This is a genomic window from Bradyrhizobium sp. WD16 (assembly GCF_024181725.1).
Lineage (GTDB): Bacteria > Pseudomonadota > Alphaproteobacteria > Rhizobiales > Xanthobacteraceae > Bradyrhizobium_A.
In genome coordinates, this window is the sequence record NZ_CP028908.1 from 5,057,448 (window position 1) to 5,070,195 (window position 12,748).

11 protein-coding genes and 1 pseudogene are annotated in these 12,748 nt (G+C 64.3%); 5 read left to right on the forward strand and 7 right to left on the reverse strand.

Annotation, left to right across the window (positions count from 1 at the left end):
* Complete coding sequence (locus DB459_RS23300; protein WP_253708560.1) at positions 1-1,023, forward strand: aromatic ring-hydroxylating dioxygenase subunit alpha; 1,023 nt, start codon at positions 1-3, stop codon at positions 1,021-1,023.
* A gap of 23 nt (positions 1,024-1,046) precedes the next feature.
* Here the strand turns inward: DB459_RS23300 and DB459_RS23305 are convergent.
* A pseudogene (locus DB459_RS23305) lies at positions 1,047-1,274 on the reverse strand (enoyl-CoA hydratase/isomerase family protein); the annotation flags it as partial.
* A gap of 255 nt (positions 1,275-1,529) precedes the next feature.
* Here DB459_RS23305 and DB459_RS23310 point away from each other — a divergent pair.
* A complete protein-coding gene (locus DB459_RS23310; RefSeq protein ID WP_253708562.1) occupies positions 1,530-2,720 on the forward strand; it encodes an acetyl-CoA C-acyltransferase in 1,191 nt (396 codons plus the stop codon).
* A 48-nt stretch (positions 2,721-2,768) separates the two neighbouring features.
* Here the strand turns inward: DB459_RS23310 and DB459_RS23315 are convergent, their stop codons facing one another.
* The gene (locus DB459_RS23315; RefSeq protein ID WP_371926807.1) at positions 2,769-3,965 is read right to left on the reverse strand and encodes an MFS transporter; all 1,197 of its coding nucleotides are present in this window, start codon (positions 3,963-3,965) and stop codon (positions 2,769-2,771) included.
* A gap of 296 nt (positions 3,966-4,261) precedes the next feature.
* Between DB459_RS23315 and DB459_RS23320 the strand changes: the two genes are divergently transcribed.
* Complete coding sequence (locus DB459_RS23320; RefSeq protein ID WP_253708564.1) at positions 4,262-4,495, forward strand: DUF6719 family protein; 234 nt, start codon at positions 4,262-4,264, stop codon at positions 4,493-4,495.
* Positions 4,496-4,561: 66 nt separating this feature from the next.
* On the opposite strand, the gene DB459_RS23325 is transcribed toward DB459_RS23320, so the two are convergent.
* Positions 4,562-5,059, reverse strand: coding sequence for a CreA family protein (locus tag DB459_RS23325; protein ID WP_253713676.1), 498 nt, complete (start codon positions 5,057-5,059; stop codon positions 4,562-4,564).
* Between the two features lie 425 nt (positions 5,060-5,484).
* On the opposite strand from DB459_RS23325, the gene DB459_RS23330 reads away from it, so the two are divergent.
* Entirely contained in the window at positions 5,485-7,101 is a 1,617-nt protein-coding gene (locus DB459_RS23330; RefSeq protein WP_253708566.1) for a L,D-transpeptidase, read from the forward strand.
* Positions 7,102-7,573: 472 nt separating this feature from the next.
* Positions 7,574-9,211 carry a hypothetical protein gene (locus tag DB459_RS23335; RefSeq protein ID WP_253708568.1) on the forward strand — a complete coding sequence of 546 codons (1,638 nt, stop codon included), beginning with the start codon at positions 7,574-7,576 and terminating at the stop codon, positions 9,209-9,211.
* A 313-nt stretch (positions 9,212-9,524) separates the two neighbouring features.
* On the opposite strand, the gene DB459_RS23340 is transcribed toward DB459_RS23335, so the two are convergent.
* From DB459_RS23340 to DB459_RS23355, 4 genes are all read right to left on the reverse strand, one after another.
* A complete protein-coding gene (locus DB459_RS23340; RefSeq protein ID WP_253707724.1) occupies positions 9,525-10,808 on the reverse strand; it encodes an IS256 family transposase in 1,284 nt (427 codons plus the stop codon).
* Between the two features lie 132 nt (positions 10,809-10,940).
* Positions 10,941-11,477 carry a hypothetical protein gene (locus DB459_RS23345; protein ID WP_253708570.1) on the reverse strand — a complete coding sequence of 179 codons (537 nt, stop codon included), beginning with the start codon at positions 11,475-11,477 and terminating at the stop codon, positions 10,941-10,943.
* A 48-nt stretch (positions 11,478-11,525) separates the two neighbouring features.
* Positions 11,526-12,128 carry a DUF6036 family nucleotidyltransferase gene (locus DB459_RS23350; protein ID WP_253708572.1) on the reverse strand — a complete coding sequence of 201 codons (603 nt, stop codon included), beginning with the start codon at positions 12,126-12,128 and terminating at the stop codon, positions 11,526-11,528.
* Positions 12,125-12,505, reverse strand: a complete 381-nt coding sequence (locus DB459_RS23355) for a hypothetical protein (protein ID WP_253708574.1) — start codon at positions 12,503-12,505, stop codon at positions 12,125-12,127. Before DB459_RS23355 ends, DB459_RS23350 begins: the two co-directional genes overlap by 4 nt.
* Positions 12,506-12,748 lie beyond the last annotated feature (243 nt).

The following is a 12,748-nucleotide window of genomic DNA, read 5'->3' on the forward strand; positions in this document are numbered from 1 at the left end:
ATGCTGAACACCAAGCAGCCGGTGCTGCGCCGCTTCTGGTACGCCATCATGCCGCTCGACCACCTCAAGGACGGGCCGAAGCCTTTCACCTTGCTGGGCGAGCCGATCGTGCTGTTCCTTGACGCCAAGGGCGAACCCGCGGCGCTCGAGGACCGCTGCTGTCATCGCACCGCCAAGCTGTCGAAAGGCTGGTGTCGGGATGGCAACATCGTCTGCGGCTATCACGGCTGGGAATACGACCGCGACGGCAAGCTGGTGATGATCCCGCAATTCCCGTTCGAGCAGCCGGTGCCGGAGACCAGGGCACGATCGTTCCGCACCCGAAGCCGCTATGGCTATGTCTGGGTCGCGCTGGACGAGCCGCTGGCCGACATTCCCGACATCCCCGAAGATCGCGAGGGCGGCTATCGGCGGATCTTTCAGTTCTACGACAAGTGGAACACGGCGGCGCTGCGGCTGATGGAGAACTCGTTCGACAACGCCCATTTCGCCTTCGTGCACAAGGCGACCTTCGGCGACATCAGTCAGCCCCGGCCGGAGAAATACGAGATCGTCGAGACCGATTACGGCTTCGAGGCCGAGACCGTCGTCACCGTCCGCAATCCGCCGAGCGCGGTGCGGATCACCGGCACCAGCGAGCCGACCACCAGGCGGCACATGCGCAACAAGTGGTACATGCCGTTCTGCCGGCGTCTCGACATGGAATACCCCTCCGGCATCCGCCACATCATCTTCAACTGCGCGACCCCGATCTCAGACGGTCAGATCCAGGTGGTGCAGCTCCTGTTCCGCAACGACACCGAGGCGGACTGCCCGGCGCAGGAATTGATCGACTGGGATGCGGCGATCATCGCCGAGGACCGCGACATCCTGGAATCGACCGACCCCGACGCCATCGTCGACATGGGCCGCAAGATCGAGATGCACATGCCGTCCGACCGGCCGGGCATGCTGATGCGCAAGCGGCTGCTGGAGCTGCTGCACACCCACAACGAAGAGGAAGTGCCGAAAGCGCCGGCCTGAACAAAAGCGACGGCGCGAAGACCTCAGCGTCCGGTCCAGTCCGGCCGCCGCTTTTCGGCGAAGGCGGCGAGCCCCTCCTTCGCATCCTCGGTCATGGCGAGCAGCGCGATCTGGCTCTCGGTGTAGGTGATAGCCTCGTCGAACGACATCGCCGCGATCGCCCGCATGGCGTATTTGCCGCGCCGGATCACGGTCGGCGACTTGTCGGTAATGCGTCCGACCAGCCAGTCAACCTTGGCATCGATGATGGCGTTGAGCGCCAGGAGGTTGGCCCGCTCGGCCTCGGCGAGCGCACGGCACGGCACCGCACGGCGCGCGATCCGGCGAACAAGTCTTAGACCTTCCTTAACCGCAATTCCGCCGGCAAGTCACCGCTCCAGGCTCCATGGGCACACGCCCGCTGGCATGCCAGGCCGGACCCTCCGCCCTGCCGCCCCGGCAATTGCCGCCGCCGGCAAGCCACGTTATATGACGATCATCATTTATTATGCCCGAGGAATTCCGCCATGGCTTCCGATCCTGTCGTCATCCTGTCCGCGGTGCGCACCCCGCTCGGCCGTTTCCAGGGCGAACTGGCGAGCATCGCCGCGCCGCGGCTTGGTGCTCATGTGATTGCGGCGGCGGTGGACCGCGCCGGCCTCGCCCCGGAGCAGGTCGACGAGGTGCTGATGGGTTGCGTCCTGCCCGCCGGCCAGGGGCAGGCGCCGGCACGCCAGGCAGCGCGCGCCGCGCAGTTGCCGGATGCGACCGGCGCAACCACCATCAACAAGGTCTGCGGCTCGGGGATGAAGGCCACCATGCTCGGGCATGACCTCCTGACGGCGGGCTCCGCCGGCATCGTCATCGCCGGCGGCATGGAGAGCATGTCGAATGCGCCCTATCTGCTCGCCAAGGCGCGCAGCGGCTATCGCATGGGCCACGACCGCATCATCGACCACATGCTGATGGATGGCCTCGAAGACGCCTATGAGAGCGGCCGGTCGATGGGCGACTTCGGCGAAGCCACGGCCGAAGCCTATCAGTTCAGCCGCGAGGATCAGGACAGCTATGCCATGGAAACCTTGCGGCGAGCACGTGCGGCGGTGGAGAGCGGCACCTTCCGCGCAGAAATAGCGCCGGTCACGATCCAGCAAAAAGCCGGCCCGCGCATCGTCGCCAATGACGAGCATCCGCTCAAGGTCGACCCCGGCAAGATCCCCGCGCTCAAGCCCGCCTTCCGCGCCAATGGCACGATCACGCCGGCGGCTTCCTCGGCCAACGCCGACGGCGCCGCCGCCCTGGTCCTGACCCGACGCTCAGTGGCCGAGCGCGCGGGGCGAGGCCCCCTCGCCGAGATCAAGGGCCATGCGACCCACAGCCAGGAGCCGCAATGGTTCACCACGGCGCCCATTCCAGCGATCCGTAAGCTGCTCGACAAGGTCGGCTGGCGCGCCGGCGACGTCGATCTCTTCGAGATCAACGAGGCCTTCGCCGTGGTGGCCATGGCGGCCGCCCGCGATCTCCGCATCGATCGCGACCGCCTCAACGTCAATGGCGGCGCCTGCGCGCTCGGCCACCCGATCGGCGCCACCGGCGCGCGGCTGATCGTGACGCTGCTGCATGCGCTGGAGGCGAGAAAGCTGCGCCGCGGCATCGCCGCCTTGTGCATCGGCGGTGGCGAAGCCACCGCGATCGCGGTGGAGCGCATCGCCCACTGAAGGGACAGAGCGACGGACGGTCGGCGCTGCGGCCGAGGCGTCACGGCCTCACTTCGTCCGCCTGGCGGCGAGCTGCAGCGCCACGGCGATGCCCGAATAGATCAGTCCGAGCGCGGTGACGGCGGTCCAGCCGCCTTGGCGCCAGCCCACCATGGCGGTCGCCGAACCAATGGCGCCGCCGACGAACATCAGTCCCATGAAGATGGTGTTGAGTCGCGCCCGCGCCTGCGGTCGCAGCGCATAGACGATGTGCTGGTTGGAGATCAGCACCGCCTGGCTGGCAAAGTCGAGCAGGATGACGCCGACGACGAGGCCGGCGATCGATGCCCAGAGCCCGAAGATCGCCCAGGCGACCACCACCAGCACCGCGCCGGTCACGATCACCGGGCGCGGACCGCGGCGATCGGCCATCCGGCCCGCCGCCGGGGCGACGAGAATGCCGACCATGCCGACGATGCCGAACAGGCCGGCGACATCCGGGCCGAGACCGAAATGCTCCTGCAGGCGGAACACAAGAATGGTCCAGAACACGCTGAACGCGGCAAAGATCATGGACTGGGTCATGGTCGAGAGGCGCAGTGCCGGCAATTCGCGCCACAGCGCCCACATCGATCCGATCAGCGCCGGATAACTGACACCGCCTTCCGGCCGGCTGCGCGGCAGGCGCAGCGCCATCGCCGCCGCCGCACCGAGCGCCAGCGGCACGCCGAGCCAGAACATGGCGCGCCAGCCGAAATGCGCCGCTACCGCGCCGGCGAGCGTACGGCTCAGCAGGATGCCGCTGAGAAGCCCGGCCATGACCATACCCACCGTGGCGCCCCGGCGCGGCACTGGCGCCAGATGCGCGGCGAACGGCACGATCTGCTGGGCCACGGTCGCCATCATCCCGGTCAGCACCGAGGCCACCACCAGCGTCGAGGCATTGGGCGCGACGGCGTTGGCCGCCAGCGCCAGCGCAAGAGCGACGAACTGCGCTGCGATCAGACGCTTGCGCTCGATCAGGTCACCGAGCGGCACCAGGAGAAATAGCCCGGCGGCATAGCCGATCTGGGTCGCGGTTGGCACCAGCGTGGACAGCGGATCCGGCAGCTCGCTTTGGATCAGTCCCATCATCGGCTGGTTGTAATAGATGTTGGCGACCGCGATGCCGGCCGCCGCCGCCATCGCAACAACAAGGCCGCGGCCGATCCCCTGGGCGGTGCTCTGCGGTGACACGATCGGATCTCCAAAACTGATGTCGGTCATGGGATGAGGAATCAAGCTCGTATCCCGGTTCGAACGTTCATATACCGTGGCCGCATGGACCTAAACGAACGGTAGAACCGAAGGGAGACTTGCATCATTGTGATTGTAGGGTGGTTTTTGATCTGACGCTCGCATGAATGACTCGCTGCAATGCTGATACGAGCGTCAGGAGCGTCAGATCCACCGCACCGGCTGTCCTGACGACGTCCTCGACACGAGTTGATGATGGAGCGAGCGGCGAGAATCGGGCACTCAGCGTCGGGGCGCTCACGACCGGGGGGCAGATGATGTCGACCGTGAGACTATTTCTGGTGCTGATGGCCTGCGTGATCGGGTCCGCGGAGATTGGATCGCAAGCAGCGCGCGCCGCCGCTGTCCTGATGCGCGAGCCGGCCGAGGGCGAGATGCGACTCGGCCAGAGGGTTCGGGTCGATGACGGAAGTTGTCCCACCGGCCAGATCAAGGAAGTCACCGCGTCGCAGCTGACGCCCCAGGGCATCCTGCGCACCCGCGTCTGCGTCAAGCGCTGACCAGTGCGGTGGATCCGACGCTCGTATGAGTGCTCGCTGCAATGGGATACGAACGTTAGGACCGGGTCACTCGCTGAAGAACTGCCCGCATTTCTGCACCGTGTCGCTGGCGCCCCAGGGCATGATCGGCACCGATGAGGTCGAATTCTTCGGCGAGCCCTCGATCAGCCGGTCCGAGTAGACCATGTAGACGAGCACGTTGCGCTTGGCGTCGCAGCCGCGGACGATCTGCATCTTCTTGAAGAACATCGAGCGGCGCTGCCGGAACATGTCGTCGCCCTGGGACAGCTTGGACTTGAAACGGATCGGGCCGATCTGCCGGCAGGCCAGCGAGATGTCGGACACCTCCTCGGCAATGCCGAGCCATCCCTTGATGCCGCCGCGCTCGGGCACGGTGAAGTGGCAGGCGACGCCCTCGACCTCCGGATCATCGATGCCATAGGTGGCGAGCTTGTCGTTGGGCGTGAGCAGCTTGAAGACCGTCGAGCGACGGAAGATCAGGTCCGGCTCGTCGGCCGCGCGCGCCGGAGTCACCGCCGACAGCGCAACCATGCCGAGCGCCATCGCGCTCGCGCCGAGCCGCCAGCCACGACACAGGGCCAGCAAACGCCGCCAAGATGCCGCAGTAAGACCATGATTCCAGCGACTGATTCTCATTTACTTCATCCTTCGCGTGAACCGTCGCCGTCGACACGTGACAGTTGAGTTCCATATCGCCGCCGGCCAACGCCATGTAGGCATGCTGGAGCGGATTCGGAAGGCGGCCGGCTCGTTAAGATGGCGTCAGACATTTGAGTTCAATTTGCTTGCGAATCTAACATTCCAGTGGGGTGGATTTGACGTTCGCTCCCACCTGGCCGCAGACGGACAAAGCGAATGACCAGCGCCCCATCTCGTCCAACGAACTTCGGAAGCAGACAACTGGTCCGGCCGCTGTGAACCCAATTGCGGCCAGCGATACTCATGGCGAGATAGTTGGGAGCTTGAGCGTGACGGCAACTGCAAATGGGCGAGCGGTTCGGAATGGGCGGTGGGGCGGACCGGGCGTCGCGGCGGCATTGGCCGCGTCGCTGACGACCACATTTCTTCTGACGGCGCCCGCGCATGCCTACACCGTGTTCTGGCCAAATCAGACCTTCGAATATGTCGAGCCGGCACCGCCCCAGCCCAAGCGGATCAGGAAGCCCAAACCGCATTATCCGGGCCTCGCCGCGGCGCCCAAGGATCTCGCCAAGCCGAACGGGCCACTGATCATCGTGGTCTCGATCGACAAGCAAACCCTGCGCGTGTTCGACGCCAACGGGCTGCTCGCCGAGACGCCCGTGTCGACCGGCATGAGCGGCCATTCGACGCCCATGGGCGTGTTCAGCATCATTCAGAAGAGCAAGTGGCACCGCTCCAATATCTACAGCGGCGCGCCGATGCCCTACATGCAGCGCATCACCTGGTCAGGGGTCGCCCTCCATGCCGGCGTCCTGCCGGGCTATCCGGCCTCCCACGGCTGCATCCGCATGCCGACGGCGTTCGCCACCAAATTGTGGAGCTGGAGCAGGCTCGGCGCGCGGGTCATCGTCGCCCCGGGCGAATTGACGCCCACCGACATCAGCCACCCGGTACTTTTGGCGCATGCCGAGCAGATCGCGGCAAAGGCCGAACCGGCGACAGCGTCCTCCGTGGTGGCGGCGGCGACCTTCCCCGGCTCGGCTGCTGCGAACGAGGGCGCTTCGCTTCCCTCGCTCGATCGCGCAGAGTTGCGGCTGACGCCCCATGACAGCACGGCAACGACCGCCGCTGGTGGCGCCGTCCGCATTCGCGTTGCCGATGCTGAGGGTGGCATCAGGGCCCCGGTGGCGGCCGACACTGCGACGAAATACCAGGACCAGGACACGAACCCGAGCGCCGGACAGGCCGACGGGGTCAAGGCCGACGGCAAGACTGAAACCAAGATCGACACCACGCCCGATGCGGGCATCGGCGCGAAAAGCGAGGCCGGGCTCGAGACCAAGCCCGAAACAATAACAATGTCCGCCGACGTCAAGACCGAGCCGAAGTCCGCCCCCGAAGCCAAGGATCAGGACCGGACGGCCGGACCGGCCGCGGCGGCCTCACCCAACAAGGGCTTGCCCGACGCCGCGGCCCCAACCAGGGACGAAGCGCCGCCGGCACCGAAGCGCACCGGCCATGTCGCCGTCCTGATCAGTCGCAAGGACAACCGTCTCTACGTGCGGCAGAATTTCGAGCCCTGGTTCGACGTGCCGATGACCTTCGCCGCCGGCGACAGGCCGCTCGGCACCCACATCTTCACCGCGCGACCGGATGGCGCCGAAGCCGGGAGCTATCGCTGGTCAGTCGTCTCGCTGCCGGCCGGGGCGCGGCGGCGCATCGAGGTTACCGACCGCCGCGGCCGACACCTCGTCCAGGACGTCACAGCGCCCACCGCACCGCAGACGACCCCTGCCGAGGCGCTCGACCGTCTTGCCATTCCCGAGGAGGCCCGGATCAGGATCGCCAGTGCGCTCGCCACCGGCACCTCGATCATCGTCTCGGATCTCGGCCCGGGCAGCGAAACCGGCCTCGGCACCGATTTCATCATGCAGCTGCGCTGATGTTTTGATTTGGGCGACATCGCCGTTCCGGGCGCTCGCCTGCCCGGCCATGCTGCCCTAGTGTCCCGTCTCCGAATTACCGCTTCGTTTGCTTCACCCTCGCACGGTCATTCGGAGACATCGGGACACTAGCATCATTATGATTCTAGTGTGGTTTTGGATCTGACGCTCGTTCGAAGAACTCGCAGCAATACTGAAACGAGCGTCAGATCCACCACACTAGTGTGGCGCCTCGCAATTGCCTACCGCCTTTGCGGCCAGTCTCTCGTAGGCAATTGCGAGACATAAGCCACACTAGCGCTTTGATTTTTCTAGTGTCCTTATGTCTCCGAATTACCGTGCGAGCGTGAGGCAAATGGAGCGGTAATTCGGAGACAGGACACTAGTGTGGCTTATGTCTCGCAATTGCCGACAGGGGCTTGCCGCAAAGGGCATAGGCAATTGCGAGACGCCACACTAGAACGTCCAACGCATGGATAGCCTTTCGACGGAACTTTCGCCGACCTCCCGCCGGCCGGCCACCGACGCCCTTGACCGCCTCACCGGCCTCGGCTGGTCCGGCGGTCTCGCCGCGATCCTCCTCGCGCTCGCCGCTTCATTTGCGCTGCTCGGCTACACCACGGTCTATTGGCGTCATGCCGATATGGACTTCATGGTGATCTACAGTTCGCTGGCGCTCAATGACGGCCAGCCGCAACAATTCTTCGACCACCCGGCCTATCTGACCATCGTCGCGGTCCGGCTCTGGTTGAAGGCGCTGCATACGCTCGGCCTGCTCGACGCCGCTTCGCTCGGCACCTTGCCGCCGGCGAGCGACGTCGCGGCCTTCGACGCCGCCATGACCCATGTGGTGCGCGCGGCGCGTCTCGTCAGCTTCGCCACCACACTGGCATTCGTGTCGGTCTTCGCCGTTCTGGTGCGGCGGCTGGTGCGCGACTGGCGGGTCGCCCTGCTTGCCACCTTCGCCTTCGCCTTTTCCGGCGGCATCGCCGTTCACCTCCGCATCCTGCGCAGCGAATTGATCGCCGCCTGCTTCGTCCTGTTCGCTCTGATGCTGCTGATCGCCGCCGGCCGGCGCGCCAGCACCTTGCGCCCCCTCGTCGCGGGCAGTGCGGCAGCGCTATGCGTGCTGGCGCTCGAGAACAAGGTCCACGCCATCCTGCTGATCGCGGCATTGCCGGTGCTGTTGCTGCCCTTCGGCGGCCCGGAGAGCGCCAGCAAGCCGTTCTGGCGCAGCGGCTTCGGTTGGGGGGCCGCCCTGGCGACCGCTCTCGTCGCCGCGCTGGCGGTGACCGCCGCAGCGCCGCTGGTCGCCAGCGGCCTCGATCCGGCGGCGCTCGCCGCCGCCGGGCTCAAGCCAGCCCTGGCGGGTCGAATCGGCATCGTCCAGGCCGGCATGATCGCCTGGAGCGGCGCCGGCATGATGGCCTATGCCCTGACCTGGCGCATCAGCGCCGCGGAAACCATTACCAGCATGGGCGCCATGCTGACGGGCGCCTCCCTGGCTCTCCTCACACTTTTGTTCAACTACAATATCAATGACATCGTTGTCGTTCTTAATCCTCTTGAGAAGATGTTGAGCTACGTCGATGCCTCCGGGGCGAGCGCCACGAGCGGCGGTCCGGCCGCCACAATCTGGCTCATTCTCGACGGCATCCGGCTGGTCCTGATGCGCCTCACCTTCGTGCTCTATTCCTCGCCGCGACCGACCGTCTTCCTGACCTGGCTGATCCTGCCCGGCATCATCTATGGCTGGCGCCGCGGCGAGCGGCAGGCGGCGCTCCAGGCCACGTTGCTCCTCGGCGCCGCCATCGGCATCGACGCCCTCGGCGTCCGCCGCGGACTGAAATCGGAATACTTCGTCTTCACCGACCCGCTGATCATCCTCGCTGGCGCCGTGCTGCTCGATCGCTTGGCCGACCTCGCGCGGTTGCGCCTCGCCTACCCGATCGCCATCGCGCTGATGGTCCTGCACGTCACGATCAGCCAGGCCGAACCGGTCCGCTACGCCCTCAAGCGCAGCGGCCCGCAAGACATCTGCGAGTGGAACGTGGCCTACATGCCGCGCCTGCCGGTGCCCTGGTGCGCGGAACCGAAGCCGGCCCCTTGACGCGCGACGGCTCGTCGACGTGCAGTTCATGAAATACGCACGTTGGAACCGGGACACCGGTGTCCCGGTTCGAACGTTCGTATTCCCATGCAACGAGCACTTCTACGAACGTTAGAACCAAAGGGATACCAGCATGATTATGATTCCAGTGCGGCTTTGGATCTGACGCTCGTATAAAGAGTTCGCTGCAATACTGATACGAGCGTCAGATCCACCGCACTAGTGTCCTGTCTCCGAATTACCGCTTCATTTGCCTCACTCTCGCACGGTAATTCGGAGAGCTATCGCCAAATTTTGGTGACGGCCGGACCGGTTAGGCGGCGGCGGTTACGGGCTGACGGTCGGTCGGCTTGGCGATGACCTCGATCCCGTCGTTGAATGTCACACCGAGAACGAGTTTTGGCAACTGGTTGTGGCCATCGAGGCGACGCCAGCTTTTTTGTGCGCCTTCGAGCAATTTGAAGACCATCGCGAGCGCGGTCCTGTTCGACAGGCAACCCTTCGACCGGATCGTGCGGTGGCGCACGGTCGCGAAGGTGCTTTCAATGGGATTGGTCGTCCGCAGGTGTTTCCAATGTTCGGCCGGGAAGTCGTAGAACGCCAGTAGCGCGTCCCGATCCTTGCTCAGGCAGTCGGCCGCTTTCTCGTATTTGGGCGTATAGCTCTCGATGAAGGCGTCGAACGCCAGCTCGGCGGCGGCCCTGGTTTCAGCCATCCAGATCTCCTGCAATGCGCGCTTGGCCTTCGGCTGCTGGCTCTTCGGCAGCTTGGCGAGCACGTTGGCGGTCTTGTGCACCCAGCAGCGCTGCTCGCGTGTTTTCGGCCAGACCTCACCGGCGGCTTTCCAGAACCCGAGCGCGCCATCGGCGATGACGAGCCGCGGCGACACCTCGAGCCCGCGCCGCTTGAGGTCGAGCAGCAGATCGCGCCAGTCCTGCGCGCTCTCGCGGGCGCCATCGGTGAAGCCGACCAGTTCCTTGCGGCCCTCCGGCGTCGCCCCGATCAGCACCAGGATGCACTGCTTTTCGTCTTCGAGGCGCGCCTGGAGATGGATGCCATCGGCCCAGATGTAGACGTAGCGTTTCGCCGACAGATCGCGCTTCTGCCACGCGGCGTGCTCGTCGAGCCAGCCGTCCTTCAGACGGCCGATGGCGGATGCCGACAACCCGGCCGCGTCCTTGCCGAGCAGCGCCGCCAGCGCCTCGGAGAAGTCGCCGGTCGAAATCCCCTTCAGGTAAAGGATCGGCAGCAGCGTTTCGATCGACTTCGACCGGCGCATATAGGGCGGCAGGATCGACGGCGAGAACCGGATGCGATCGGGATCGGCGGCGGCCGCCTCGCGATCGCGCACACGCGGCTGGCGGACGGCGACCGGACCTATACCGGTCATTACCTCTCGCTCCGGCAGGTGACCGTGGCGGACCACGCGCTGGCGGCCGTCCCCGGTCTTCAAATCGGCATGCTTGCCGACAAAGTCCGCGACTTCGGCCTCGACCGCCTGGGCCAACAGGGCACGCGCCCCGTTGCGCAAGATTTCAGTGAGTTGGTCGTCGACGTTTCCTGGCTGAATCAGCTTGATAATGTTATCTTTGGACACGGCATATCGCTCCTTCGGTGGAGAAGTGGAGGCGTCAAGCACCCCCACGATATGCCGCCTTTCCGATTCCTGCCGTCACCAACTTTCGGCGATAGCTCCTAAAACGGCGTCCAATTGTTGATACCGAAATGATCATTGACGATCTCGGTAAGCGCCTGTTCGAAGACTTCCTGGGACTTCAACAGGGATATCAGCTCCCGGGCCTCGGCCTTGCGATCGGAACCGTAGAGCGCCAAGGCACCGCGCAGCACGGCTTGGCGCGGGGTCGGTCGCCATATCCCGCCAGCAAAGCAGCCGATCGAAATCGCTGATTGTGTTCGAGTCTTTCGCTAGCTCTTCGAGATTTGCGATCGCGAGCCGGCCGGAACTATCGTCCCACCACGTCCAATGTGCATATTGATTTCTGATCTGGAGAGCTCGACGGATGGCCGTGATCGCCAGATCGAAATCCGCTTCAAGGCCCAGTTTCTGATAGGCAGGATGGCCAAGGTTTTGGGCAGCATTGATGCGCTTGGTCTCGCCTCTCACGCCGAACATCGTTTTGAAGGCTCGATCGAAGTCGCCGATGCCCTGCTGAACGCAATGGAGCAGACCGATTTCGAGGTTGTTGTAGTCCGCCAGAAGCCGGCCGATTGCCGTCACTTCGGCGACGCGTGCATTGGCGGCCATGCATTGAGACCTTGATCGTTAGTCCAGGATCATGTTCGCCTGGGTTTATCACGCGGGACCTTGTTTGAGCCGTGCGACAAAAGCTATGGCCTGCGCTTCGAACGGCGGATCGAGCTGGGTCGCCTTGATGCGCTCGACGATCAGATCGTGATTCAGCGGACGTGCGGCATGGTAGGCCTCGACGAACTCCCTGTCCTTCTCGGACAGGCGGGCGAGTTTCGAGACGATGACGTCCTCGGGGCATGGCGCGACAGCCAGAACCTGCCGACCATCAACTTCGACTTCCCGATAGATTGCCCGTTTGGTCCAGTCGGGCGGCAAGCGCGCCGTATTCTCATCGACGCCATCTATATAGAAGCCATGCTCGCGGTGGAAATCGGAGCCTTCCCCGAAGAAAGCGTTGATCTCTTCGGACGCTTCCGGAGGATACTCGGGGTCCAGCTCCTTTTGGGTGACCTCCCAAATTTTTGCATTTTCAGGGTATGCGTCGATCTCACCCGAGGTACGCAGCAAAATCGGCGCGTCGGGCCACGAAAGGAGAATGCTCTGGCTTCCGATGATGAAGACCTTGTCGGTTTTGAACAGCCGCGCAATAGCCCGGACTGTCTCGACAAGATCTTCAAAAGTGCGGACGAAGGAGGGTTGCTTCACGCAACCATCCGCGGGGGCTCCGCGAATGTCGGCGACGCTTGAGCGACGCGTCTTGCTGCTCTCCAGATACGGCGACGTAACGCCGTGTTACTGAAGTCGATTCCGTCAGCCAGGATGAAAGGCGATGACAGGCGCAAACGCGTCATTCTTTCGCTGCGGCTCGCCAAAAGACGACGAATCTCGCACGTAGGAAGGTCAAGCAGTTCCGACCATTCGCGAATGAACGAATAGCCTTCGAAATGCTGCGAGCTCCGGTCGAGGGAAACCCTGGCCTTGTCGACCAACGAAGGGTCGCGACCGATCGCCCGCGCAATAAGCCGATGGATCATCAGCTTCGCGGTGTCGTTCACATGCTCCTGGTTGAGTGCGACGCTCATGGCTTCGACCAGCTCCTCAAAAAGGGAGAATAAGCACCTGCCGTTAAAATCCAACTACTTCCGGCCCCTCAGCCGCCCGGTTCTCGTTTGGCCACAGGTTTCCGTTCTCTTTCCGTTCAGAATAGCAGTTCCGTTTGGCCTGGACAATGCCTTCGCAGGCGTTCGGTTGCCATCGTGAACGCGTGAACAGGCCCCACCCCTCCGAACTCCCTGCACCCCTCTTGATATTACTCTTTTGATGTA

Coding starts and splice junctions, on each gene's coding strand:
- DB459_RS23310 (WP_253708562.1), top strand. CDS start 1,530: ATGGCTTCCGATCCTGTCGTCATCCTGTCCGCGGTGCGCACCCCGCTC.
- DB459_RS23335 (WP_253708568.1), top strand. CDS start 7,574: ATGGATAGCCTTTCGACGGAACTTTCGCCGACCTCCCGCCGGCCGGCC.
- DB459_RS23345 (WP_253708570.1), bottom strand. CDS start 11,477: ATGGCCGCCAATGCACGCGTCGCCGAAGTGACGGCAATCGGCCGGCTT.
- DB459_RS23325 (WP_253713676.1), bottom strand. CDS start 5,059: ATGGCGCTCGGCATGGTTGCGCTGTCGGCGGTGACTCCGGCGCGCGCG.
- DB459_RS23355 (WP_253708574.1), bottom strand. CDS start 12,505: ATGAGCGTCGCACTCAACCAGGAGCATGTGAACGACACCGCGAAGCTG.
- DB459_RS23315 (WP_371926807.1), bottom strand. CDS start 3,965: ATGACCGACATCAGTTTTGGAGATCCGATCGTGTCACCGCAGAGCACC.
- DB459_RS23300 (WP_253708560.1), top strand. CDS start 1: ATGCTGAACACCAAGCAGCCGGTGCTGCGCCGCTTCTGGTACGCCATC.